The organism is Methylobacterium mesophilicum SR1.6/6 (assembly GCF_000364445.2).
Lineage (GTDB): Bacteria > Pseudomonadota > Alphaproteobacteria > Rhizobiales > Beijerinckiaceae > Methylobacterium > Methylobacterium mesophilicum_A.
In genome coordinates, this window is record NZ_CP043538.1 from 5,938,150 (window position 1) to 5,961,772 (window position 23,623).

Below are 23,623 nucleotides of genomic sequence, written 5' to 3' on the forward strand. Positions count from 1 at the left end.
TAGCCATAGGCGACGTCTCATCCGAGCCGGAGCCCGGAGCGGCCCGCCGATAGTGCCGCATGCGGAAGATGGATCTTTCCCCGACACCCGTCCGATTGGATAAATGTATTTCTGCTATCGGTTCAAGGAAACGACGCTTCCAAAGCGTCGATCGAACATCGTTCCTCTCTTGAGATCGGAGGCTATCTCATCAATGTCTTGGTTATGCCCGTCCGGGCCGAGTTGGGATCAGGAATGCACCATCATGTCGCAGACGGATGCGGGCTGGGGCGCGGGTCCGAGTGAACGGTACGAGACTTTGGCCGACCGGTTCCGCCCGGTCTTCGCCGAGATCCGCGCCACCGCGGCGGAACGGGACCGCACGCGCGGCCTGCCCCATGCCGAGATCGGCTGGCTGCGGGAGGCGAACTTCACCACCCTGCGGCTCGCGCCGGAGGAGGGCGGCCACGGCGCCAGCCTGCCGGAGCTGTTCGCGCTCCTGATCGAGCTGTCGAGCGCCGATTCCAACGTCACCAACGCGCTCCGGGCGCATTTCGGCTTCACAGAGGACGCGCTCTGCGCCTCGTCGGCCGAGTGGCGCGCCACGTGGATCGCCCGGATCGGCGCCGGCGACACGTTCGGCAGCGGCGTCTCGGAGACCGGACCGGCCAAGGTCGGCGCGTTCGACACGGTGGTCCGGCGCCGCGACGGGGGCCTCGTGGTCGAAGGCCGGAAATACTACACGACCGGCTCCCTGTTCGCCGACTACATCCATCTCTCGGCCGAGGACGAGTCGGGTGGCGCGGTGACCGCGGCGGTGCCGGTCCGGGCGCCCGGTGTGACCATCGTCGACGACTGGGACGGGTTCGGTCAGGGGCTGACGGCCAGCGGAACCGCGACCTTCGAGGGGGTGGCGCTCGATCCGGCGCTGATCAAGCCCGATCCGGCCCGCTTCCCCTACGCGATGGCGTTCTTCCAGCTGGTGCATCTGGCGACGCTCGCCGGTATCGGCCGGGCGGCGGCCGAGGACGTGGCGCGGCTGGTGGCCGAGCGCACCCGCGTCTACAGCCACGGCAATGCCGGGCGTACCGCGGAGGATCCGCAGATCCAGGCGGTGGTGGGCCGCGTCCGGGCCAACGCCTACGCGGCCGGGGCCGTGGTGTTGAAGAGCGCCGAGGCTCTCCAGCGCGCCTCCGCGGCCCATCGGGCCGGTGACGCCCCCGCGGCGGACCGGGCCACGACGCTGGCCGATGTCGAGGTCAACCAAGCGGTGAGCGTGGTGACCGACCTCGTGCTGCAGGCGACGACCACCCTGTTCGACGCGCTGGGAGCGTCGGCGGTGAAGACCGGCCTCGGCCTCGACCGCTACTGGCGTAACGCCCGCACCATCGCGTCCCACAACCCGCGGATCTACCGGGACCGGAGCGTCGGGGCCTTCGCCATTAGCGGCGCGCCGCCGCCGCGACAGTACCGCGTCGGCACCGCCTGAGGCTGGGGCCGTGCAGGGGGCCGTGCAGGACCGATCCGGGCGCGCGAGTCCCGGGCGGAGGCCCGCCGCAACCTGTGGCCGGCTCGTGTGGGGCAAAGCGCCCGCCCCGATCCCGAAGGAGACGTCCGCGTGACGATCACTCGACGCCGGTCCGCCGCCCTGCTTCTCGCGCTCGGCGCCGGGCTCGCGACCGCGACCGGCGCGGCCGCGCAGGCGGCCCCGAAGGAGTTCCGGATCGGCTACCAGAAGGTCGGCGTGGTCGTGGTGGCGCGCCGGCAGGGCAGCATCGAGAAGCGCTTGGCACCGCTGGGCATCGCCGTCCGCTGGGTCGAGTTCCAGGCCGGGCCGCCGCTGCTCGAGGCCCTCAACGCCGGCAGCATTGATTTCGGCTTTGCCGGGGACACGCCGCCGATCTTCGCGCAGGCGGCCGGCAGCACCCTCGTGTATGTCGGCGCCTCGGTGCTCTCTGGCGACGGCGAGGCCATCGTGGTGCGCGCGGGCTCGGCCGTCCGGACGGTCGCCGACCTCGAGGGCCGCACGGTCGCGGTGGCGCGGGGCACTAGCTCGCACAACCTGCTGGTGACGGCCCTGGAGAAGTCGGGCCTGAGTTTCGCCGACGTGAAGCCCGCCTACCTGCTGCCTTCCGATGCCGGCCCCGCCTTCGCGAACGGCAGCGTCGAGGCCTGGGTGATCTGGGACCCCTACCTTGCCCTGGCGCAGGCGCACGGTGACACCCGGGTCCTGACGACGTCCCGTCAGACGCATGCCGTCTCAGACTTCTTCCTGGCCAGCCGGACCTTCGCCGACCGCTACCCAGGCGTCGTGACGGCGGCGGTAGCGGCCCTGGCGGACTCGGCGGCCTGGGCCGAGACCCACCGCGATCAGGTGGCGCAGGCGCTGGCGACGGTGACGGGCGTCCCGTACGCGATCGAGACGGTCGTCGCCGCGCGGACCGAGTTCGGCGTCGGGCCGATCACGGACGCGCTCGTGGCCAAGCAGCAGGCGACCGCCGACCGCTTCCACCGGCTCGGGCTCATCCCGCGGCCCATCCAGGTGCGGGACGCGGTCTGGACCCCGCCGCGGAGCTGACCGCACCGGCGGTCAGGCAGGTAGCCTCGGCCGCGCGGAGAGCGAGTCGCCGCGACCCTCATCGTCGCGGCAGACCAAGGCGAAGTCCGCGCGGTCCGCACGGGAGAGGGGGCCGCCTTGCCCTTGATCGTCGATGACGCCCCGGAGCGAGGCGAACTCGGCAAGCCGGATGACGCGGCCATCGTCCTGGCCCGGGCGCCGTATGTCCTGCATATTTTCATTAGATCAATACCAAAATTGCTTTCTTGTTTATGTGTCATCATCGGCACATACTGCTCACGGATCCGTGATAGCTGAACGTCAGCGCGCAGATTTGCCCGTACAATCCTGTTTAGAGTCGGTATAATGTCGAGATCTATTGGCGAGCCCGCCGCATCCCGTGCGTTCGTTCCTGTGCGGCGGCTTGTCCGGGTCAGCCTAATATCATCGACATCTCTTCTGACCCTCGGAACGGGCGCGCTCGCCCAGCCCGCGCCCGTCACGGACGTCGAACTTTCCGAACTCAGCGTGATGGGAGAGACGCGCGGTCGTACCCTGAACGGCGACCTGTACGGGGCCGGCGGAGCCAACGGCGCCGTGCCCGGCTACGTCGCCAGCCGCAGCACGGTCGGCACGAAGACCGACACGCCCATCCTGGAGACGGCACAGTCGGTGTCGGTCATCGGGCGCCAGCAGATCGAGGACCAGAACGCCCTGACCATCAACCAGGCGCTGCGCTTCACGCCGAGTGTCACCACCGAGCAGCGGGGCGGCGCCGGCTCGACGCGCCTGGAGCAGTTCTACATCCGCGGCTTCACCGCGCCGATCTTCCTCGACAACATGGCCCTGCCGACCAACCGCGACGCCTTCCCCACCGTCGATCCCTACCGCCTGGAGCGGGTCGACATCATCAAGGGGCCGGCCTCGGTCCTCTACGGGCAGTCCGGCCCGGGCGGCCTCGTCAACCTCGTCTCGAAGGTCCCGCAATTCGTCCGCCACGGCGAGATCTTCGTCCAGGGCGGCGGCTTCAGCGAGGTCCGCGGCGGCTTCGATATCGGCGGACCGATCGAGTCCGATATCCCGGGGTTCGCCGACCAGTTCGCCTACCGGGTCATCGGCCTCGGCTGGAACGGCGACGGGCCGGCCGTGACCACGAAGGTCGAGCGCGCCTTCATCAATCCCAGCATCACGTGGCGGCCCTCCACCGACACGTCGCTCACGATCATCGCCAACTACCAGCGCGATCCGTTCTCGGGCTTCTACGGCGGCTTCCCGGCGGTCGGCACGGTATTCGCGCGCAACTTCGGCAACGGAATCTTCGGGCGGCTGCCGGTGAACTTCTACGACGGCGACCGCAATATCGAGCGCTCCGACCGCACGCAGGCCTCCATCGAGTACCTGTTCGACCACCGGATCACCGAGACCCTGCGCTTCCACTCGGCCGGCCGCTACCTGCGCTCGGAGGGCGACTACCGCAGCGTGTTCACGACCTTCGGCGACGTCAACGGCCCGTACACGAGCGGGCCGATCATCGGCCGCTCGGTCGGCGGCACCCAGGTCGATATCGAAGCCTACACGATGGACAACAATGTCATCGCCGATTTCGACACCGGCCCGATCGCCCACACGGCGCTGCTCGGCGTCGACCACCGGACCTTCAGCACGCGGTCGGTCACCGGACCGTTCCCGGCGACGACGAGCCTCAACGCACTGGCGCCGAACCATGAGCTGCCGATCGCCTTCCCGGCCTTCACGGCGACCGCGCGGATCGACGCCCAGCAGACCGGCGTGTACTTCCAGGATCAGGCGAAGTTCGACCGCTTCATCCTGACGCTCGGCGGCCGCTACGACACCGCCCGGCAGACCGGCCCGACCCGCACCTTCGCGCCCAACGGGCTGACCATCCAGGACGTGCCGGCCGAGGCCTTCACCGGCCGCGCCAGCCTGCTCTACCTGTTCGACAGCGGCGTCGCCCCGTACGTCTCCTACAGCGAGGCGTTCGAGCCGATCGTCAACGGGCGGATCTTCGACACGGCCTTCGGCTCGGCGGGGCGCGTCCCGGATCCGATCGCCAGCAACCAGTACGAGGCCGGCATCAAGTACCAGCCCCCCGGCACCGACATCCTGCTGACCACCGCGTTCTTCGACATCCGCCGCTCGAACGCGACCACCTCCGACCCGGTCAATCCCGGCTTCTTCGTGCAGACCGGCGAGGTCGGCGTGCAGGGCGTCGAGTTCGAGGCGCGGGCCACCCTCGCCGAGGGCCTCAGCCTGATCGGCGGCTTCTCGCTCCTCGACATCCGCAACATCCGTGACACCGGCTTCACCACCAACGACCTGACCCGCCGGCAGGTGCCGCTCCAGGGCCTGCGCCCTGTGCAGGTGCCGGACACGACCGCCTCGCTGTTCGTCGACTACCGCTTCACCGACGGCCCGCTGCTCGGCCTCGGCCTCGGCGGCGGCGTGCGCTACCTCGGCCCGTCCTGGGGCGATCCGGCCAACACCTTCCAGGTGCCCGAGAGCGTGCTGGTCGACGCCGTCGCCTCCTACGACATGAAGCATCTCGACCCGCGGCTGACGGGGCTCACCGGGCAGATCAACATCCAGAACCTGCTCGACGAGCGCTACGTGACCGGGTGCTTCACCTATTCCGGCTGCTATTACGGCCTGCCGCGCACGGTCTACGCGACCCTGCGCTACCGCTGGTGAGGCGCGCGCCGTGGGCAAGACCTTCCGGCAGTCGATGGCGTGGCTCCACGCCTGGTCGGGCCTCGTCGTCGGCTGGGTGCTGTTCGCCGTCTTCGTGACGGGCACGGCGAGCTACTACCGGACCGAGATCTCGCAGTGGATGCGGCCCGAACTCCGCACCGACCGGACCTTCGGGCCGGCGGAGCTCGCGGCGGCGGCCGAGCGCGGCGTCGCCTACCTGCAGACCCATGCGGGTGGCGCGCGGACGTGGTTCCTCGCGCTGCCGCAGGCCGAGAGGCCGGTGCTGGAGCTGTTCTGGCGGACGGGGCCGGGCCGGCCGCCCGGGCACGTCCTGTTGGATCCCGACAGCGGCGCGCCGGCGGCGGCGCGGGCGACCCGCGGCGGGGACTTCCTCTACCGCTTCCACTTCGAGCTGAACCTGCCGCCGCTCTGGGGCCGCTGGATCGTCGGCGCCTGCGCGATCATCATGCTGGTGGCGCTGATCTCAGGCATCGTCACGCACCGGCGCATCTTCGCCGACTTCTTCACCTTCCGCCGGGACAAGTCCGCCCAGCGCGGCTGGCTCGACGCGCACAACGTCACGGGCGTCCTCGCCCTGCCGTTCCACCTGATGATCACCTATACCGGGCTCGCCACGCTCATGGTGATGTACGTGCCCTGGGGGCTGAGCACGGCCTATCGCGGCGACAGCCCGCGCTACTTCGCCGAATCCGGCCAGATTACCGCGCCGCGTCCGCCCGCCGGCCAGCCCGGCGCGCTGGCTCCGGTCGGGCCGCTGGTGGTGGGCGCGATGGAGAGGATCGCCGAGCCCCTGGAGCGGATCACGATCGTCAACCCGAAGGACGCCAACGCCACGGTGGTGGCGGTGTTCGAGGAGCCGCACGGCCTCTCCCACGAGCACCCGCAGATCGCCTTCGACGGGGTGACGGGCGCGGTCCTGGAGGTGCGCGCGGGCGGCCTGCAGCCGCCGACCAAGACCTTCACCGCGATGGTCGGCCTGCACGAGGCCCACTTCGCCGGCCCGGCGCTGCGGATCCTGTTCTTCCTGTGCGGCCTCGCCGGCAGCGCCATGGTGGCGACCGGGCTGCTGCTGTGGACGGTGGCGCGCCTGCCCAAGGGGGACGCGCCCCGGGGCTTCGGCCTGCGCCTCGTCCAGGGCCTGAACGTCGCGACGGTCGCCGGTCTGCCGGCGGCGATCGCCGGGTACTTCCTGGCCAACCGGGTCCTGCCCGCCACACTGCCGGAGCGGGCGGAGTGGGAGGTTCGGGCGTTCTTCGCCGTCTGGCTCCTCGTCGCCCTGGCCGCGTTCCTCCGCGCGCACCGGCGGGCGTGGCGGGAGACGCTCACGGCGACGGCCGGGCTGTTCGGCGCGGTCGCGGTCGCGGATCTCGGCCGTGCCGCCGCGCTCCGGATTGCCGGAGAGGCACATGTCGAGCCGGTTTTCCTCGCCTTCGACGGCGCGATGCTGGTCCTCGCGGCGCTGATGCTGTTCGCCGCCCGCAAGGTCGCCCGCTTCGACGGGGCGCCCCGCCGTCTGCCGGGGAAATCGGCCGAAGTCCCGGCCTAGGGCCGCTCCCGATCGGGAGCGGCTCTCGGAGGCCGGCCGGGCGGTCCTTCAGTGCGCGTGGCCACCATGCCCCATGCCACCATGTTCCATGCCGCCGTGGTCCATCTCGGCGGCCCCCGAGGCGGGCGCCTTCGCGGCGATACCCTCCACGGTGAAGTCCACCGGCACGGTGCCGGCCTTGGCGAAGGTCACCGTACCCTTGACCGACTGGCCCTTCTTCAGCGGGCCCTTCAGGTCGAGAAACATGAGGTGGTAGCCGCCCGGCTTGAGCGTGACCGTCTCGCCGGGCTTGATCACGAGGCCGCCCTCGACGGGGGCCATCTTCATCACCCCGCCCTCCATCGACATCGTGTGCAGTTCGGCCCGGCCGGCCTCCTCGATCGTCGCGCCGGTCAGCGTGTCGGGTTCGGAGCCGGTGTTGGTGACGGCGAGATAGCCGCCCGCGACCTGGGCACCGTTGGGCGTGGCACGCGACCAGGGATGGCCGATCTTGAGCGGGCCGGCCGCATAATCCGCCGCCGCGCCGGCGGTGGTGGCGGCGAGCAGCGCGGCCAGGCCAAGGGCGGCGCGCGCGAGGATGGGACAGTTCGTGAATCTCATGGCATGCTCCGTTTGGTCGGTGGCGGATGGGGGTGATGACGGAAGATCCGGTCAGAAGGTCAGCTTCATCCCGCCGACGAAGTTGCGCGGCGCGCCGGCGAAGATCGAGCCGGAGGTGGCGGCCAGCACGCCCGCGCCGTTCTGCAGGCCGGTCGTCCCGCTGATCGTGTCCGCGAGGTTCTGCGCCGCGTTGGTGTAGACCCGGTCGAACAGGTTCCGGACCTCGAAATACAGGCTCAGCCGCTTGGCGAAGCCCACCTCGGCCGCGCCGGAGAGGACCCGGTCGTAGTGCACGTTGAGGTTCACGATCGTGAAGCCCGGCGCCTTCAGCAGGTTGGCGTTGTCGAGGTAGAAATCGCTCTGGTAGACCGCCTCGACGAAAGCCCCCAATCCGGCCCAGGGCCCCGTGGTCTGCTCGTACCCGAACCGGGCCATAGCCGCGTCCATCGGCACGCCGGGGATCTGCTTGCCCGCCCGGTTGAACCGGGCTGTGCGCGTCCCGGCGCTGAGCTGCTCCGTGTAGGTCGTGTAGATCTGGTCGTCGTGCGTGTAGGCCAGCGTGGCCCGCCAGCCGTCCGGCGACGTCCAGGTCCCGCCGACCTCGACGCCGCGATGCTCGGAGGCAGGGGCGTTGAAGAAGTAGGTCAACAATCCGGCACCCGGCGATTGCGAGATCAACTCGTTGCGGAAGAACTCGTAGAAGCCCGTGACGGAGACCTGCAGCTCGGGCAGCGGCGACCAAGCGGCGCCAAGGTCGAAGCCGAGATTCTCCTGCGTCTGGAGCTGCGTGTTGTTGCCCGGCACGCCGGCCGGGGTGACGGTCAGGTTCGAGGCCGAGGGTGTGGCGTAGCCGGCAGCGACCCGACCGAGGAAGCGCCATTCCTGATCCGGCCGGTAAGTCAGCGAGAACTCGGGCGCGACGTTGAGGAAGGTGCGGTCGAGATTGGCGGTGGTGGCGGTCACGCCCCCGGCGGTCGGGTAGCTGTAGGCGATGTTGCGGCCGTTGATCGCGGTGTTCTCGGCGCTGATGCCGGCGACCGCAGTCCACTGGTCGGACAACTGCAGCTCGATCCGGGCCCGGCCGCCGAGGTTATCCTGCGTCGCTGCAAGGTTGGCGTTCAGGGCGCCGAGCCTGGCCCCCCCGTAGGGTGCACGGAAGTAGGTGAGCGAGTTGGAATTGAGCGTGTTGTAGGCCAGCGCCACGTAGCCGGTCATCGGCAGCCCGAACAGGTCGCCCCGCCGGGTCACGTCGGAGAGGACGTTGAAGCCGGGGAAGTCACCCCGTGACGACGTGGTGTAAAACGGCTGGTTGATGTTGCGGTCGTCGAACACGAGCTGGGTGCGCCAGGTCGTGTCGGCGTCGAAATCGTGCTCGTAGCGACCGCCGACGATGGTGCGCCGGTCGCCGCGGAAGAAGCCGCCCTCGTCGGCCGTGACCGGCACGGTGGCGCCGTTGCGACCGTTGATCGGCAGGGCGTAGGTCACGCAGCCGGGCGCCGCGGCGAGCGCCGAGGCGCAGCCGCGCTGGTAGGGATTCTGGTAGAACTGGAGCAGCGAGCTGCGGCCCGGCAGGTTCGCCTGGATCTCGTTGTTGATGATCTTCAGCGTGAAGCGGTTGTCCGGGGTCGGTGCGTATGTGCCGAGGAAGTTGATCGTCTGCGTGTTGAACGCGCTGTGGCCCTGGAAGCCATTGCCCCGGGCGTCGCTGGTGAACAGGCTGTACTCGAAAGGCCCGCTGATCCCGCCGACGGTGGCGTAGTTGTTGAGGTAGCCGAAGCTGCCGGCGTCGACCCCGTACTCGACGCCATTGATCGCGGCTCCGCGCCGGGTGTTGAAGACGAGCGCGCCGCCGGTGGCATAGTTGCCGAACAGCGCCGATTGCGGCCCGCGGAACACGTCGAGGCTGCTGTAGGCGCGCGGGTCGGTGATGTCGAAGCGCGAGGAGCCGTCGGCCTGGGTGACGGGGAAGCCGTCCTCCAGCACGACGACGTTGCGCGAGACGCCGGTGGCGCGGGCGTTGTTGCCGCGGATGGAGATGATCACGTCCCGCGGACCGTTGCCCTGGCGGATGGTGACGCCGGGGCTGTTGCGCGCGACGTCGGCGATGTTGACCGCGGGCCGGTCGTCGATGACGGCCTGGCGGCCGATCGCTGTGTTCACCGTGCCCACGGGGGCGGCGATCGGGGTCGGGACGGCCGGAGCCGGGCCGGCGCTTGCGGGCCGCGCTATTGCCACGGGTCCGGGCGCGCCGCCCTCGCCGACGACGGACAGCTCCTCCAGGGTCACGGATTGCTGGGCGTGGGCGGCGGTGATGGCGAGCGGGCTCGCCGCCAGCAGCAGGGCGACGACGCGTCCCGGTCTGGTGGCAGGGGGGATGGACATGATCTCGGGTCTCGTCTGAACGCAGGCGGGCTGGGCGCGGAATGCCGAGCGGCCCGGACTGGGCCGCACTCAGACGGTCGCGGGAGGCGCGCGGGCCCGGCCGGCGATGCGCGGTGGCCGGACGTCGTGGGCCGGCGGCGGGATCGGCCAGGTGATCCGTTGCCAGACGAGGCACCCGACGCGGGCGTCGGGCACCACCGGCAGGGGGGCGGCCGCGGTGCAGCGGCAGAAGGGGCACCGGTCGCAGACCACAGGGTCGGCCGGCGCATCCGCAGCGACGGCGCGGTCCTGAACCCGCCCGCAGATCGCCGCGTGGATCAGTGCGTCGACGGCCGTCGCCTGCGCCCGGGCCTGCCGCGCGCGGTCCATCAGGGCGGAGGCGGGCGCCAGCGCCTGCAGCCACAGGGCGAGCAGGATCAGGCCGGTGCCGAGCCGGCGTGCCGATCCCACCGATCGCATGCGCGCGAGCACGGGAGCTGCTCCCGTTCCGGCGCGCTCAGGCCGTCCGTCTCCGGACGGCGCGCGCGGTCGCGACGTCGAGGCCGAGCATGGCCAGGATCGCCAACCCGGTCAGCGGGAACAGGATCCCGAGGCCGAGCACGATCCCCGTCACGGTCGCGGCGACGCGCCGGTCGCGCGGCCCGGGCGGCACGCCGAGGCCGCCACGCGGGCGCCGCTTCCACCACATGGTTCCGGCGGTGACCGAGAGCAGGATCGTGCCGAGGCAGAAGGCCAGCATCGCGAGCTGGTTGGCCCGGCCCCAGTGCTCGCCCTTGTGGATGCCGATGCCGTACTGCACCGCCCGCGCGACCGGGCCGAGATCGGTGAAGCGGACGTCCACGAGCGGCTTGCCGGTGTACTGGTCGAGGGAGACCATCCGCTGCCGGTTCACGTCGCGCGGATAGGCCGCCGCCGCGTAGATCCCGGTCGGGCCGATCGGGAGCGACAGCTCGTAGCCCCGCGGCATGCCGAAGCGCGCGAGGATCCGCGCGGCCTCGTCGACGCCGAGGCTCCGGGCGGCCCCCGCCGACTGCGACTTCGGCGCCGGCGCGTCCTGCAGCGTCCAGCCGGCGGTGGTGAGCATCTTGCCCATGGGCATGTTCGAGACCGGCTTGTTCGCCCACAGGGCGGCCGGCTGGCCGAGCCCGGCCGCGTTCGTCCAGGCCCGGAACTGGTCGCCCCACCAGACCGACCACGGCAGGCCGGTCAGCGCCAGGAAGAACAGGCCGCCCCCGGCCACCAGCCCGGTCACGGCGTGCAGGTCGCGCCACCAGACGCGCCGCCGCGGCGTGCCGCGGACCGAGACGACGCCCCCGTCCTGGCCCCGCGGCCACCACAGATAGACCCCCGTCGCCACCAGGATGATCGCGAAGCCGGCCACGATCTCGATCAGCGCGTTGGCCCAGGGTCCGAAATAGGCGAGGCTGTGCAGGTGCCGCACGACCATGAAGAACTCGCCGTCCCGGTCGACCCGGTCGAGGACGCTGCCGGTGTAGGGATCGAGGAAGACGAGGACCTTGCGGGCGCCGTCCGCGACCGTGACCACCGCCGCGCCGTCCGCGTCGCGCGGGTCGGTGTAGGAGACCGGCGTGCCCTCGGGTACGGCCTGCGTGGCGTTGAAGATCAGGCGGTCGGGGCCGAGCGGCGGTGTGGGCTGCGCGGCGACCCGGGTCCGGTAGGCGAACACCGTCGCGTTGATCTCGCTCTGGAACAGGTACAGCGCGCCGGTCGCCGAGAGCGTGATCAGGAAGGGCAGGCACATCAGGCCGGCGAAGAAGTGCCAGCGCCAGACGGCGCGGTAGACGTCGTCGCGGGACACGCGCGCCGCAGCCACCGCCCCGATGGAGGAGGTGCTGCCCTGAAGCGAGATCGACATGGGAGGGTCCGGGTCTGAGCGATCGGGAAACGGATCGATCAGGCGGTCGGCGGACCTCGGGAGCTGACGGCGGGGTCGGGCGGGGCACGGGGGCCGAGGGGCGCGGTCGGCCTCCAGGGCAGCGCGGTCATCCGGCGCTGCCGGGCAGGTTCCTCGGCCGGCGCGGATGGGGGCTGGGCCAGGGGCTGGGCCACCTGGGCCAGGATGCAGCAGGGATGCTGCCGGCAGGCCGGGCTCCCGTCGTCGGTGGGCACCCCACCCCCGTGTTCGGCACAGATCACGCGATCGGTGCCGGCCAGCGGCGCCGCGGGGTAGACCGCGATCAGGAAGGCCTGGAGCAGCAGCGCGTAGAGCGCGGTCACGACAATGACCGCGCGGCGGCGAGCCGTTCGGTCGTTGAACCTGCGCATGCGCTGATCTAGTCGGCGGACCGGCTCGAGGTCAACGCGCCCCGGGCGCGGCCCGCGCGGATGACCTGCGCCGTTGCGGCGGCGCTACGGCCTCGCCTCGGCGGCCCGCAACGCTCGGCGCCGTGGACGGCGGCGAGCGTTGCGGGCCGGTTCAGAGCCGGCTGACGAGGAAACCCAGGCCGAAGCCGACGAGGCCCGCGACGAGGAGGGAGGCATGGGGCCACTCGGCGGATCTCTCATGGCCTTCCCACGCGTAGTGGCGGCCCCGATCGTAGGCCTCCGCAGCGTGGTCCGAGACCTCGTCAGCCGCATGCCGAACCGCGTCCTTGGCTTGGCCATAGAGGTTCTCGGCGGCACCGTGGGCTTCGCGAAGGCGCCCCTCGACGGAAACGCCGTTCGAGCCGGCCAAGTCGCCGATCGCGCCCTGCACCTTGCCGCCGAGTTCACGTGCGGCGCCCGCAATCCTGTCCGTGTCGACCATTCGGATGCCCTTCCGGCTGTTCAGGGTTGAAGTTTGGCTGCCCAACGAACCGGCTGCGCGAACGAAGGCTCCGCGCGCTCGGTATCACCCTCGAGCCAGCAATCCGGCGGCTCCCCTCGTGCCGCGCGGGCGCCGGGGGGCGATCGCGCCGCCTGAGGGCGTTCGATCTATCGCTTGTACTCCGGCGGGAGGTGATCGAGCGGGTTGGTGCGCGCATCCTTGCCCCGGCTGGATTCGGAACCGGTGCTGCCGCCCTGCATGACATCCGTCGACGCGGAGATGGCGCTCGGCGGCGACACGGAGCCGGTCGACCGCTCGGCTGGGGAAGCGCCGCCCTGCGTGGTGCCGACACCGGAAGGAAGCGTGCCCGGCGTCGGCTGGTCGATCCGGCTTGCTGCCGACTGAGCCAGCACCGGCCCGGAGAGCAGGATCAGCGCGCTGGCACCGATGGCCGCGCGGATCATGGAAACCCGGGCGGTTCTGTCAGAAAGGGCGCGCGTTCCGACCATCGATCCATCCATCCTTGCAGCCAGCCGGTGATTGTTCGTTGACCCAATGGATCGGCGGATCGGCGGTTCCGATCGGGCGCGGATTGGCGCTGCGGCGCGGGCGTTCCGGAGCGTCGTGGCGGCAGGCGGGAGAAGGCGTTTATGGCGCGCCTGTCGGTGTCAGCGGAGCGTCAGGGCCTCCACGGCGGCCTTCTCGGATGGGACCAGGAGGGCGAAGTCCGCGTGTTCCGTGACCAGCATCGAGGCGCGCCCGGCCGCGACGGAGAAGCGCTCAGGAGACAGGCTCCGCAGGGCCGCCAGCACCTTCTGCAGCCGCACGCCGACCTGCACGATCCCGCCGCCCTCGCGGGCCAGCGGATGGAAGAAATCGGCGATCAGGTCCTCCGTCGACAGGGCCGGGACGCGGATGCGCGGATGCTCGGGTTCAGGCGGCGGCCGGTCCGGATCCGGAACCCATTCCGAGAGCACGCGCAACCCGGCGCCGATGACCGCGATGGCCGTCCCGTAATCGGCGGCCGTCGGCGGAAGCGCCTTCGATCCGATCTCCGCGAGGACCGACAGCCCGAAGCGCGGATCCTGCTCCCAGGCGCGGTCGTCGGCGATCAGGAAGGCCCGGCGGATTGCGGCCAGTGCGTCTGCCTTCATATCCGGATCCACGAAGGCGAGCGGCGTGGCCTTGTGGACGAAGGCGCCGGGCAGCACGGCCACGTCCAGCATCACGTCGCGGCCATCCAGCGCCCGCGTCAGCGACGAAAGGTCGACGTGCTGGATGTAGCCGATCCGGTCCGAGAGGACCGGCCGCGCGTGGCGATGCGCCGGATCCGGGGGGATCCCGCCGAGATGTGGCCGGTCGCGCCGGGCGCGCAGGGCCTGCGCCGCCGCGTGCTCGACCAGCCGGATCGTCTCGCCGACCCGTCCGAAGCGGGTGAGCTGCTGCATCCAGCGCAGGAGCGTGACGACGATCAGGCCGATGACCACCACGGTCGCACCCAGCAGCACGAGGCGACCGCCCGGCCCGTAGAGGCGGGTCGACAGGGCGATGATCCCGACCACCGAGAACATGAACGCGCCGAGGAACGTGGCGAGCGCGTCGTGGGCCCGCCGGTCCTCGCTCCACAGGGTCGTGGCGCGCGGGGTCACGCCCGACGAGGCGGAACCGAGGGCGCTCACCAGCACGGTCAGCGAGAAGGTCGTCACCGTCAGCATCGAGGAGGCCAGGATGCTCAGGACGTTGCCGACGGCGTCGGCGCCGACGCTGAGGGCGAAGTTCTCCTCGACGTGAAACTGGAAGCGCCACGCCACCAGGGCCGCCAGGACGCCGCCGACGCAGTAGAGGGCGGCGCGGACCCAGGCCTGGCGAAGGGTTCGGGACAGGATCAGCCGCCAGCGCGGCGTGACGGTCTTCATGGCCGCACCGGCTCCCCCTCGCCGTCGATCCCGGGGCCGGCGCGGCCGTCTTCCTGACGGACCAACGCCGCTACTCGGCCGGCTGCGCGGCGCCTTCCGGCCCGGATCGCGTCTCACCGGCAGCGTCGCGGCGTCCGAGCAGCCGCTCGAAGGCGACGTAGAAGGTCGGGGTGATGAACAGGGTGATGAAGGTCGCCACCACGAGGCCGCCGATCACCACCGTCCCCATGGAGACGCGGGCATGCGCCCCGGCGCCGCTCGCGATGGCGAGCGGGATCGAGCCGGTGATGAACGCGAAGGAGGTCATGAGGATCGGGCGCATGCGCAGGCGCGCCGCGTCCTGGGCCGCCTTGAGGACGTCCTCGCCCTGTCGGCGCAGATCCTCCGCGAAGGAGACGAGCAGGATCGAGTTCTTGGCGGCGAGCCCGACGAGCAGCAGCAGCCCGATCTGGCCGAAGATGTCGAGTTCGAGCCCGCGCAAAGCCAGGAAGCCGATCGCCCCGAAGATCGCGATCGGCGTCGCCAGCAGGATCACGAAGGGCAGGCGCAGCGACTCGTACTGCCCGGCGAGCAGCAGGAAGATCATCAGCACGCCGAGGCCGAAGATCAGAGGCGCGTAGCCGCCCGCGACCTTCTCCTGGTAGGCGACGTCGGTCCATTCGACGGCATAGTCCGAGGGCAGGCGGCTCTTGGCCAGCGCCTCGACCTGCTTGAGCACCGTTCCGGAACTCGCGCTCGCGGCCACCTCGATCGCCACCTCGATGGCCGGATAGGTGTTGTAGGACAGGACCGCGGTGGGGCCGGTGGTGAACTCCGCCCGCACCAGGGAGCCGATCCGCACTGGCTCGCCCCGGCTGTTGAGGACCGGCAGGGCCTCCAGATCCTGGATCGTGCGCCGCCCCGTGGCCTCGCTCTGCACGTAGACCTGATAGACGAAGCCGAAGCGGTTGAAGAGATTGACGAAGCTCGACCCGACATAGGTCCCGAGCGCGTCGAACAGGTTCTGAAGCGGCACGCCGAGCTGCTCGGCCTTGGCCCGGTCGATCTCCAGGCGGATCTGCGGGACGCCGTAGCTCGTCGTCGGCAGCGCCTGGGCGATGTTGGGGCTCTTCTCCAGCTCGTCGATGAAGCGCTGGGCCGCCTCGGCGAGCTTGAGGCCCCCGGTGCCGCTGCGGTCCTGGATCTCGAGCGTCAGGCCGCTGCGGGTGCCGAGCCCCGGCAGCGGCGACGGGTTGACCACCCGCACCTTCCCGTCCGGATCGTGCCGGAATTCCTTCTGCACGCGGGCGATGATGGCGTCGGCCGAGGCCGCCCGCTCGCCCCAGGGCTTCAGGACCGGGATCTGGAACCCGTAGAACGGCGCAACCGCGTCGGCGAGGATGCTGCGCCCGACGACGCCGATCGTGTGATCGACCTCCGGCATGTCCCGCAGGCTCCGGCCGAGCCGCTCGACCATCCGGTCGGTGCGCGCCACCGCGGCCCCCTTCGGCAGGGCGACGTCGGCAAAGAAGTAGCCCTGGTCCTCGTTGGGGACGAAGCCGGTCGGGCGCTGCATCACGAGGAGCACCGTGAGTGCCGCGAAGGCCGCGAAGGCGAGGCCGACGAGCACGATGTGGCGGGTGAGCCGCCCGATCATCGCGGTGAGCAGGCCCGCGGCCCGCTCCAGCGTCCGGTTGAACCAGCGCAGCGGCGCCTTCCACCGGCTCCGGTGCGCCCCGGCCCCCTCCGGACGGTGCTTGAGGATCAGGCCGCACAGAGCCGGCGTCAGGGTGAGCGATACGACGGCGGAGATCAGCACCGAGATCGCGATGGTCAGGGCGAACTGGTTGTAGAGCTGGCCGGTGAGGCCCGGGATGAAGGCCACCGGCACGAACAGGGCCGCCAGCACCAGGGTGGTGGCGATCACCGGGCCGGCGACCTCGTTCACCGCCTCGCGGGCGGCCGGGCGCGGCTCCATGCCCTCGTCCATCAGCCGCTCGGTGTTCTCGACCACGATGATCGCGTCGTCGACCACGAGGCCGACCGCCAGCACCATGCCGAGCAGGCTCAGGGTGTTGAAGGAGAAGCCGAGCAGCGCCATCGGCCCGAAGGTCCCGACCAGCGCCACCGGCACGGCGATGGAGGGGATCAGCGTCGCCCGCCAGTTCTGCAGGAACAGGTAGGTGACCACGACCACGAGGATCAGCGCCTCGAACAGGGTGTGAACCACCTCGCGGATCGCCTCCCGGACGAACTCGGTCCGGTCGAGGGCGATCTTGTACTTGAGCCCGGGCGGGAAGCGCTGCGCCAGTTCGGCCATGGTGCTCTTCACCCCGTCCATGACGTGGACGGCGTTGGCGCCGGGCGTCTGGTAGAGGCCGAGCGTCGCCGAGGGCTGCCCGTCGAAGCTGGAGCGCACGCCGTACTGCTCCGAGCCGAGCTCCACCCGCGCCACGTCCCGGACCCGGACCACGGAACCGTCCGGATTGGCCCGCAGCAGGATGTTGGCGAATTCCTGGGGCTGGCTCAGCCGTCCCTGGGTCACGACCTGGAGTTCGAAGGCGGTGGGCTTGCCGTCGGTCGGCGGCTTGCCCAGCGAGCCGGTGGTGATCTGCTCGTTCTGCTGGCTCACCGCGCGGATCACCGCGTCGGGGCTGATCGCGAGCGCCTCCATCTTCACCGGGTCGAGCCATAGGCGCATGGCGTAGCGCTTCTGGGAGAAGTTCTGGATCCGGCCCATGCCGTCGACGCGGCGGAGCGGCTTGATCACCTGGGTCTCGGCCCAGTTGGCCAGGAACAGCTCGTCGTAGGGGGCGCCCGGATCGGCGTAGAGCACGATGTTGCCGAGCCGCTGGCGGGAGCTCTTCTGGATCTCCAGTCCCTGCGCGCGCACCGAGGCCGGGAGCTTCGCCTCCGCGCGGTTCGCCCGGGTCAGCACCTCCGCGGCGGCGGCATCGAGGTCGGAGCCGATCTCGAAGGTCGCGTCGAGGTTGACGCTGCCGTCGGTGTTGCTGGTCGAGGCGATGTAGAGCAGGTGCTGGGCGCCGTTGATCTCCTGCTCGAGAGGGGTCGTGACCGCGTCGTAGGCCTGCTGCGCGCTGGCGCCCGGATAGGTCGCCTGGATGTTGATGATCGGCGGCGCGATCTCGGGAAACTGCGCGATCGGCAGGGTCAGGCCGGCCACGGCGCCGATCAGCGTGATCAGAACCGAGATGACGGCCGCCAGGACCGGTCGGTCGACAAAGCGGGCGAACATCGGACCTCGACGGTGGATCGGTGGTCGCGACGACCGGGCGTGCAACGCGACGGCGTTTGGCGTGTTCCCCGTCCGGTCCGGCGCCCGGTGCGCCGCAGCGGGGGAGCGGTCGGCGTGCGGGCGGGAGTGCGGTACGGATTTCTCGGTTGTGGCGCCGCGCTGGTCCTGGCCGCGGGCGGCTGGTTCGCGATGGGCCGGCCGGAACCGTCCGCCCTGTTGGGCGCGCTGCCCTGGTCGGACCGGCCGTCGGAGACCGCCGAGACTGAGCCGCCGATCGCCGTCACGGTAACGGCGGCGCGGACCGAGGCCGTGCCGATCAGCTTCACCTACACGGGGACGATCATCGCGCAGCAGGACGCGGCCCTGCAGGCGCGGGTGACCGGCAACGTCACCGAGCGCCCCTTCGAGCCGGGCGGCCACGTGAAGAAGGGGCAGGTGCTGTTCCGGATCGACCCCCGCCCGTTCCAGGTGGCGCTCGCCCAGGCCCAGGCGCAGGAGGCGCAGGCCAAGGCGCAGCTCCAGTTCGCGCAGGCCGAGGTGAGCCGCACCGACACGCTGGCCGACAAGGGCTACGCCTCGGAGCAGCGCCTTCAGCAGCTCCAGTCGAACGCGGCCTCGGCCTCCGCGCAGGTCCAAGGAGCCGAGGCCGCCATCGCCCGGCAGAACCTCAACCTCGACTACGCGGTGGTCAACGCGCCCTTCGACGGGCGGGCGAGCCTGTCGATCATCAATCCCGGCGACCTCGTCATCGAGAACCAGACGGAGCTGGTCACCGTGGTGCAGCTCGACCCGATCGACGTGCAGATGGCCCTCTCCTCCGAGGATTCCGAGGCTTTGCGCGAGGCGATGCAGAGCGGGCCCGTGGCCGTGGAGGTAATGGACGAAGCCGGCAAGCCCGTGCGTGACGCCAAGGTCTATCAGCTCGACAACCGGTTCGACCCCCGCACCGCCCGACGCCTCGTGCGCGCGCTGCTGCCGAACACCGACGAGCGCTTCCTGCCCGGTCAGTTCGTCCGCGCACGGGTGAAGACCGGCACAGAGGAGAAGCTCCTCGTCCCCACGGTCGCGTTGTCGGCCCGGCTCGCCCAGCAGATCGTCTACGTGGTCGACGATCAGGGCGTCGTGCGCCAGAAGCCGGTGACGACGGGCGACAGCTTCGGCGAGGACACCGCGATCCTGGCCGGGCTCAAGGCCGGCGAGCGGGTGGTGACGGATCACCTTCAGGACATGCGGCAGGATCTCAAGGTGGAGATCCGGTCCGCAGAGGCCGACGGACCGTCCAATTCCAAATCCAAGTCCCCGGCGAACGCGGATGGCCGCGGTGCGGGCGAGCCGGGCTGACCGATGCGGCGCACGCTCCCGCTCGCGCTCGTCCTGGCGCTCGTCCTGGCGCTCCTCGGCGCACCGACTACCGACGCGGCCGCCTCGAAGGCGGGCTGCCGCGTCGATTCCGCGCGCTACGCGGCCCTCAGGACCGGGATGACCCACCGGCAGGTGCGGGCGCGTCTGGGCTGCGACGGCCGTCGCGTGTCGCACCTGATCGTCGGCCGGGTCTCGCGCGCGACCTATTCCTGGCCCGGGCGCGGCACGTACGGCGCCAACGTCACGCTGACGTTCCGCAACGATCGGCTCACCGACAAGGCGCAGCTCGGTCTGGGCGATCCCTGAATGAACTGTCTTCCGGCGGGAACGGCGCCCGCGTCCCGTCCCGCGGCCGGGGCGGCGCGCCCGCGCCCGGTGCAGGCCGGAGGCAAGGCACGGCCGCTCCGAGACGCGCTCGCGCCTCGCCACCCCGTCGCCACCCTGCCATTCGTTGAGATCGCGGTCTCGGCGGCCTATGCAGGGATCCATGGAATCCCGAGCTTACGCCGAACAGACCGTGGCCCCCTTGGCCTGCAGGCCGCCGTCCACCGGACGCGCGGCGCCGTTCCTGCCGATGAGTCGCGCCGAGATGGCGGCGCTCGGATGGGAGGTCTGCGACATCGTGCTGGTGACGGGTGACGCCTACGTGGACCACCCGAGCTTCGGCATGGCCATCATCGGCCGGCTGCTCGAGTCGCAGGGCTTCCGGGTCGGCATCATCGCGCAGCCCGACTGGCATTCGGCGGAGCCGTTCAAGGCGCTCGGCAGGCCGAGGCTGTTCTTCGGCGTCACCGGCGGCAACCTCGATTCGATGGTCAACCGCTACACGGCGGACCGGCGGCTGCGCCACGACGACGCCTACACGGCCGGCGGCGAGGGCGGGCGGCGCCCCGACCGCTGCACCATCGTCTACACGCAGCGCTGCCGCGAAGCCTTCAAGGACGTGCCCATCGTGCTCGGCGGCATCGAGGCGTCGCTGCGCCGGATCGCCCACTACGATTACTGGTCCGACAAGGTGCGCCGCTCGATCCTGGCAGACGCCAAGGCGGACCTCCTCATCTACGGCAACGCCGAGCGCGCCGTGGTCGAGGTGGCGAACCGCCTCGCGGCCGGCGAAGCGCCGCACCAGCTCGACGCGATCCGAGGCGTCGCCCTGTTCCGCCGCGTGCCCGAACACTACACCGAGCTGCCCGCTGACGACCTCGACTCGACGGACGAGGCCGCCACCCGCCGGCCCGGCGAGACCGTGATCCGGCTGCCGGCCTACGACGAGGTCAAGGACGACAAGGAGGCCTATGCCCGGGCCTCGCGCGTCCTGCACCGCGAGGCCAATCCCGGCAACGCGCGCCCGCTCGTCCAGCGCCACGGCGACCGCGACCTGTGGCTCAACCCGCCGCCGATCCCGCTGACCAGCGACGAGATGGACGCGGTCTACGACCTGCCCTACGCCCGCGCACCCCACCCGTCCTACGGCGACGCGAAGATCCCCGCCTGGGACATGATCAAGTTCTCGGTGACGATCATGCGCGGCTGCTTCGGCGGCTGCACCTTCTGCTCCATCACGGAGCACGAGGGTCGCGTCATCCAGAACCGCTCGGAGGGCTCGATCCTGCGCGAGATCGAGCGGATCCGCGACAAGACCCCGGGCTTCACGGGCGTGATCTCCGATGTCGGCGGGCCGACCGCCAACATGTACCGGATGGCCTGCAAGGACCCGAAGATCGAGGCGGCGTGCCGGCTGCCCTCCTGCGTCTTCCCGGATATCTGCCCGAACCTGAACACTTCGCACGATGACCTGATCCGGCTCTACCGCAAGGTCCGCGAGGTGAAGGGCGTCAAGAAGGTGATGGTCGCCTCGGGCGTCCGCTACGACCTCGCGGTGAGAAGCCCCGAATACGTCAAGGAGCTCGTCACCCACCATGTCGGCGGCCGCCTGAAGATCGCGCCCGAGCACACCGAGCGCGGCCCTCTCGACAAGATGATGAAGCCGGGGATCGGCACCTACGACCGCTTCAAGGAGATGTTCGACGCCGCCGCCAAGGAGGCGGGCAAGAAGTACTACCTGATCCCGTACTTCATCGCGGCGCATCCGGGCACGACCGACGCCGACATGATGCACCTCGCGCTCTGGCTGAAAAAGAACAACTACCGCGCCGACCAGGTCCAGACGTTCCTGCCCTCGCCGATGGCGACCGCCACGGCGATGTACCACACCGAGATCAACCCCCTGCGGGGCGTGCGCCGCGGCGGCAGCGAGCCGGTCGAGGCGATCAAAGGGCTGCGCCAGCGGCGGCTGCACAAGGCGTTCCTGCGCTACCACGACCCCGAGAACTGGCCCCTGCTGCGCGAGGCGCTGCGGGAGATGGGCCGCGCCGACCTCATCGGGCCGCGGCCGGACCAGCTCGTGCCGTTCTCGCAGCCGCCGGGGACCGGCGCAGGGGCGGGCCGGGGGGGCGGCCAGCCGCGACCGGTGTACCGTCCGGGCGGCGGCCAGCGCTTCACCACGAAGGGCGTGCCGCTGCGCAAGTGACGGGTCCGCGGGTCCGAAGCGCGTCACGGAAGCGGTGCTTTCGAGCGGCTGCCCCGAGGCGCGAGCGGCTGCCCCGAGGCGAAGGCCGATCCGTACGGGCATCGCGCGCGGCCACGGCTTCCCATCATCGGGGCGGCGCCGCGGCGGCGTCCTGCAACTCAGCCGCGAGATGCGCCACGAAGGCCTTCACCTTCGGACTGACCAGCCGTCGGGACGTGTGCAGCGCCCACAATTCCGTCGGCGGTCCCTCGCGCCAGCCCCAGCAGGTCAGCCGGCCCGCCGCGACGTCCCCTCCGACGAGGGAGCGCGGCAGCAGGGCCGTCCCGGCGCCCGCCACGACGGCGTCGCGCACGGTCGGCAGCGATGTCAGGCGCAGGACCGGTGCCGGCACGTAGGACCTGCGCGAGCGTCCGTCGTGGACATGCCAAGCCTCTCCCGGCCGCGGCAGCGACCGCACGACCGCCGGCAGCGGCGTCGGCTTGCCCTCCGCTGCCGGAGCGGGGCGCGGGGCATCGGGGGCGGCGACCAGCCAGAGTTCGTCGCGCAGGACGCACCGTCCGACCAGGCGGTCGTCCGGCTTCGGGTTCACGCGGATGATGACGTCGAAATCCTCCTCGACCGGATCGACGAAGCGGTCCTCGGCGCAGATCTCCAGGTCCACCTCGGGGTAGGCCCGCAGGAAGGTGGCGGCCACGCGGCCCAGCTGCGTGTCTGAGAGAAGCAGCGGCGCGCTCACCCGCAGGCGGCCGCGCGGCCGGTCGAGGCCGCCGCCGAGCGCCGCGCCCACCTCGGCGATCTCCGCGAGCAGCGGCCCGGTGCGGGCATGCAGGAGGGCACCCGCCTCGGTGAGGCGCAGGCTGCGCGCGCCGCGCTCGATCAGCCGCGTGCCGAGACTCGCCTCGAGCTCGGCCACGCGCCGCGACAGCGTCGCCTTCGGCCGGCCGCTGGCTCGCGCCGCCCGGCCGAAGCCGCCGTGAGCGGCGACGAGATTGAAGGCGGTGAGCGCCGAGAGGTCCATCCATCGTTCCATAGTCGAGACACCCAGTCCCGATCTTGGCGTCTATGGCTCGCGAAGGGAACGGCGCATCTTCGGTTCATCGGCGGCCCGCTCCGGACCGCCCTTCAGGAGAACCGACATGACCATCCTCGTCACGGGCAGCACCGGCCGCATCGGCTCCGCGGTCATCGAGCACCTCGCACTGGCCGGCGCCTCCGTACGCGCCCTGACCCGCGCGCCCGAGAAGGCCCGGTTCCCTACCGGTGTCGATGCGGTGCGCGGTGATCCCGCCGATATCGACGCCATGCGGGCGGCGCTCTCCGGCATCGACACCCTGTTCCTGCTCGTGGCCAACGTGCCGGACGAACTGACCCAGGCGATCACAACCCTGAGCCTCGCCCGCGAGGCGGGCGTGCGCGGGATCGTCTACCTCTCGGTCTACAAGGCAGAGGCCTATGTCGATGCCCCGCATTTCACCGGGAAGCACGCGGTCGAGCGGATGATCGCCGACCTGCGCCTGCCGGCCACGGTGCTGCGCCCCGCCTATTTCATGCAGAACGACTTCGCCCAGAAGGAGCCTCTGCTCGGCGCTGGCGTCTACGGGGTCCCGCTCGGGACCGCCGGGGTCTCGATGGTCGACACCCGCGACATCGCCGAGGCGGCGGCCCTCGAACTCCTGCGCCGGGAGCGGGCGCCTGGCTCGCTGCCCGCCGAGACCTACGACCTCGTCGGGCCGGACGCCCTGACGGGTCCGGCCCTGGCCGAGATCTGGGCCGAGACTCTCGGGCGCCCGGTGGGCTACGGCGGCGACGACCTCGACGCCCTGGAGGAGCGCCTGCGGGCCTTCGCCCCCGCATGGCTCGCCTACGACCTGAAGGTCATGATGCGCCGCTACCAGGAGGACGGCGCCGTGGCGACGGCCGCCGAGGTGGAGCGCTTCGCGGCCCTGCTCGGACACCGACCGCGCGGCTACCGCGACTTCGCGGCCGAGGTCGCCCGGGCGTGGCGCGGGGCCTGAGCCC

The 23,623-nt window shown here is 71.1% G+C and carries 18 protein-coding genes; 8 read left to right on the forward strand and 10 right to left on the reverse strand.

The window, feature by feature from the left end:
• Positions 1–244: 244 nt before the first annotated feature.
• The 4 genes from MMSR116_RS28055 (at position 245) to MMSR116_RS28070 (ending at position 6,812) form a co-directional block, all read left to right on the forward strand.
• Positions 245–1,468: an acyl-CoA dehydrogenase family protein gene (locus MMSR116_RS28055; protein ID WP_010684204.1), complete on the forward strand. Its 1,224-nt coding sequence runs from the start codon at positions 245–247 to the stop codon at positions 1,466–1,468.
• Between the two features lie 129 nt (positions 1,469–1,597).
• The gene (locus MMSR116_RS28060) at positions 1,598–2,557 is read left to right on the forward strand and encodes an aliphatic sulfonate ABC transporter substrate-binding protein (RefSeq protein WP_010684205.1); all 960 of its coding nucleotides are present in this window, start codon (positions 1,598–1,600) and stop codon (positions 2,555–2,557) included.
• Positions 2,558–2,902: 345 nt separating this feature from the next.
• The gene (locus MMSR116_RS28065) at positions 2,903–5,245 is read left to right on the forward strand and encodes a TonB-dependent siderophore receptor (protein ID WP_010684206.1); all 2,343 of its coding nucleotides are present in this window, start codon (positions 2,903–2,905) and stop codon (positions 5,243–5,245) included.
• A 10-nt stretch (positions 5,246–5,255) separates the two neighbouring features.
• Positions 5,256–6,812 carry a PepSY-associated TM helix domain-containing protein gene (locus MMSR116_RS28070; protein WP_010684207.1) on the forward strand — a complete coding sequence of 519 codons (1,557 nt, stop codon included), beginning with the start codon at positions 5,256–5,258 and terminating at the stop codon, positions 6,810–6,812.
• 48 nt (positions 6,813–6,860) lie between these two features.
• Here the strand turns inward: MMSR116_RS28070 and MMSR116_RS28075 are convergent, their stop codons facing one another.
• The 9 genes from MMSR116_RS28075 to MMSR116_RS28115 all read right to left on the reverse strand — a co-directional run bounded on the left by MMSR116_RS28075 (position 6,861) and on the right by MMSR116_RS28115 (position 17,712).
• Positions 6,861–7,412, reverse strand: a complete 552-nt coding sequence (locus tag MMSR116_RS28075) for a copper chaperone PCu(A)C (RefSeq protein WP_010684208.1) — start codon at positions 7,410–7,412, stop codon at positions 6,861–6,863.
• Between the two features lie 51 nt (positions 7,413–7,463).
• Complete coding sequence (locus tag MMSR116_RS28080; RefSeq protein WP_010684209.1) at positions 7,464–9,794, reverse strand: TonB-dependent receptor family protein; 2,331 nt, start codon at positions 9,792–9,794, stop codon at positions 7,464–7,466.
• 69 nt (positions 9,795–9,863) lie between these two features.
• Positions 9,864–10,265 (reverse strand): DUF2946 family protein, encoded by a 402-nt coding sequence (locus MMSR116_RS28085; protein WP_010684210.1) that lies wholly within the window; start codon positions 10,263–10,265, stop codon positions 9,864–9,866.
• A 25-nt stretch (positions 10,266–10,290) separates the two neighbouring features.
• Complete coding sequence (locus MMSR116_RS28090; protein WP_010684211.1) at positions 10,291–11,670, reverse strand: PepSY-associated TM helix domain-containing protein; 1,380 nt, start codon at positions 11,668–11,670, stop codon at positions 10,291–10,293.
• Positions 11,671–11,708: 38 nt separating this feature from the next.
• The gene (locus tag MMSR116_RS28095; protein ID WP_010684212.1) at positions 11,709–12,080 is read right to left on the reverse strand and encodes a hypothetical protein; all 372 of its coding nucleotides are present in this window, start codon (positions 12,078–12,080) and stop codon (positions 11,709–11,711) included.
• A gap of 151 nt (positions 12,081–12,231) precedes the next feature.
• On the reverse strand, positions 12,232–12,561 hold the full coding sequence (locus MMSR116_RS28100) for a CsbD family protein (protein ID WP_010684213.1): 330 nt from the start codon (positions 12,559–12,561) through the stop codon (positions 12,232–12,234).
• A 167-nt stretch (positions 12,562–12,728) separates the two neighbouring features.
• Positions 12,729–13,070 carry a hypothetical protein gene (locus tag MMSR116_RS28105; protein WP_010684214.1) on the reverse strand — a complete coding sequence of 114 codons (342 nt, stop codon included), beginning with the start codon at positions 13,068–13,070 and terminating at the stop codon, positions 12,729–12,731.
• Between the two features lie 159 nt (positions 13,071–13,229).
• On the reverse strand, positions 13,230–14,477 hold the full coding sequence (locus MMSR116_RS28110; protein WP_010684215.1) for a DUF2254 domain-containing protein: 1,248 nt from the start codon (positions 14,475–14,477) through the stop codon (positions 13,230–13,232).
• A 70-nt stretch (positions 14,478–14,547) separates the two neighbouring features.
• Positions 14,548–17,712, reverse strand: a complete 3,165-nt coding sequence (locus tag MMSR116_RS28115) for an efflux RND transporter permease subunit (RefSeq protein WP_039893321.1) — start codon at positions 17,710–17,712, stop codon at positions 14,548–14,550.
• Positions 17,713–17,826: 114 nt separating this feature from the next.
• On the opposite strand from MMSR116_RS28115, the gene MMSR116_RS28120 reads away from it, so the two are divergent.
• The 3 genes from MMSR116_RS28120 to MMSR116_RS28130 all read left to right on the forward strand — a co-directional run bounded on the left by MMSR116_RS28120 (position 17,827) and on the right by MMSR116_RS28130 (position 21,604).
• Positions 17,827–19,053 carry an efflux RND transporter periplasmic adaptor subunit gene (locus tag MMSR116_RS28120; protein WP_039893324.1) on the forward strand — a complete coding sequence of 409 codons (1,227 nt, stop codon included), beginning with the start codon at positions 17,827–17,829 and terminating at the stop codon, positions 19,051–19,053.
• A gap of 3 nt (positions 19,054–19,056) precedes the next feature.
• The gene (locus MMSR116_RS28125) at positions 19,057–19,380 is read left to right on the forward strand and encodes a hypothetical protein (protein ID WP_039893325.1); all 324 of its coding nucleotides are present in this window, start codon (positions 19,057–19,059) and stop codon (positions 19,378–19,380) included.
• A gap of 181 nt (positions 19,381–19,561) precedes the next feature.
• Positions 19,562–21,604, forward strand: a complete 2,043-nt coding sequence (locus tag MMSR116_RS28130) for a YgiQ family radical SAM protein (RefSeq protein WP_039893328.1) — start codon at positions 19,562–19,564, stop codon at positions 21,602–21,604.
• Positions 21,605–21,728: 124 nt separating this feature from the next.
• Here MMSR116_RS28130 and MMSR116_RS28135 read toward each other — a convergent pair whose 3' ends face one another.
• The gene (locus tag MMSR116_RS28135) at positions 21,729–22,622 is read right to left on the reverse strand and encodes a LysR family transcriptional regulator (RefSeq protein WP_039893329.1); all 894 of its coding nucleotides are present in this window, start codon (positions 22,620–22,622) and stop codon (positions 21,729–21,731) included.
• 118 nt (positions 22,623–22,740) lie between these two features.
• Between MMSR116_RS28135 and MMSR116_RS28140 the strand changes: the two genes are divergently transcribed.
• Positions 22,741–23,619 (forward strand): SDR family oxidoreductase, encoded by an 879-nt coding sequence (locus MMSR116_RS28140; RefSeq protein ID WP_010684219.1) that lies wholly within the window; start codon positions 22,741–22,743, stop codon positions 23,617–23,619.
• The last annotated feature ends 4 nt before the right edge of the window (positions 23,620–23,623 follow it).

Bases quoted from the DNA above. Each gene is read 5' to 3' on its own strand.
- MMSR116_RS28075 (WP_010684208.1), bottom strand. From the start codon at position 7,412: ATGAGATTCACGAACTGTCCCATCCTCGCGCGCGCCGCCCTTGGCCTG.
- MMSR116_RS28095 (WP_010684212.1), bottom strand. From the start codon at position 12,080: ATGCGCAGGTTCAACGACCGAACGGCTCGCCGCCGCGCGGTCATTGTC.
- MMSR116_RS28055 (WP_010684204.1), top strand. From the start codon at position 245: ATGTCGCAGACGGATGCGGGCTGGGGCGCGGGTCCGAGTGAACGGTAC.
- MMSR116_RS28115 (WP_039893321.1), bottom strand. From the start codon at position 17,712: ATGTTCGCCCGCTTTGTCGACCGACCGGTCCTGGCGGCCGTCATCTCG.
- MMSR116_RS28130 (WP_039893328.1), top strand. From the start codon at position 19,562: ATGGAATCCCGAGCTTACGCCGAACAGACCGTGGCCCCCTTGGCCTGC.
- MMSR116_RS28080 (WP_010684209.1), bottom strand. From the start codon at position 9,794: ATGTCCATCCCCCCTGCCACCAGACCGGGACGCGTCGTCGCCCTGCTG.
- MMSR116_RS28135 (WP_039893329.1), bottom strand. From the start codon at position 22,622: ATGGACCTCTCGGCGCTCACCGCCTTCAATCTCGTCGCCGCTCACGGC.
- MMSR116_RS28140 (WP_010684219.1), top strand. From the start codon at position 22,741: ATGACCATCCTCGTCACGGGCAGCACCGGCCGCATCGGCTCCGCGGTC.
- MMSR116_RS28100 (WP_010684213.1), bottom strand. From the start codon at position 12,561: ATGGTCGACACGGACAGGATTGCGGGCGCCGCACGTGAACTCGGCGGC.
- MMSR116_RS28110 (WP_010684215.1), bottom strand. From the start codon at position 14,477: ATGAAGACCGTCACGCCGCGCTGGCGGCTGATCCTGTCCCGAACCCTT.
- MMSR116_RS28105 (WP_010684214.1), bottom strand. From the start codon at position 13,070: ATGGTCGGAACGCGCGCCCTTTCTGACAGAACCGCCCGGGTTTCCATG.
- MMSR116_RS28065 (WP_010684206.1), top strand. From the start codon at position 2,903: ATGTCGAGATCTATTGGCGAGCCCGCCGCATCCCGTGCGTTCGTTCCT.
- MMSR116_RS28090 (WP_010684211.1), bottom strand. From the start codon at position 11,670: ATGTCGATCTCGCTTCAGGGCAGCACCTCCTCCATCGGGGCGGTGGCT.
- MMSR116_RS28125 (WP_039893325.1), top strand. From the start codon at position 19,057: ATGCGGCGCACGCTCCCGCTCGCGCTCGTCCTGGCGCTCGTCCTGGCG.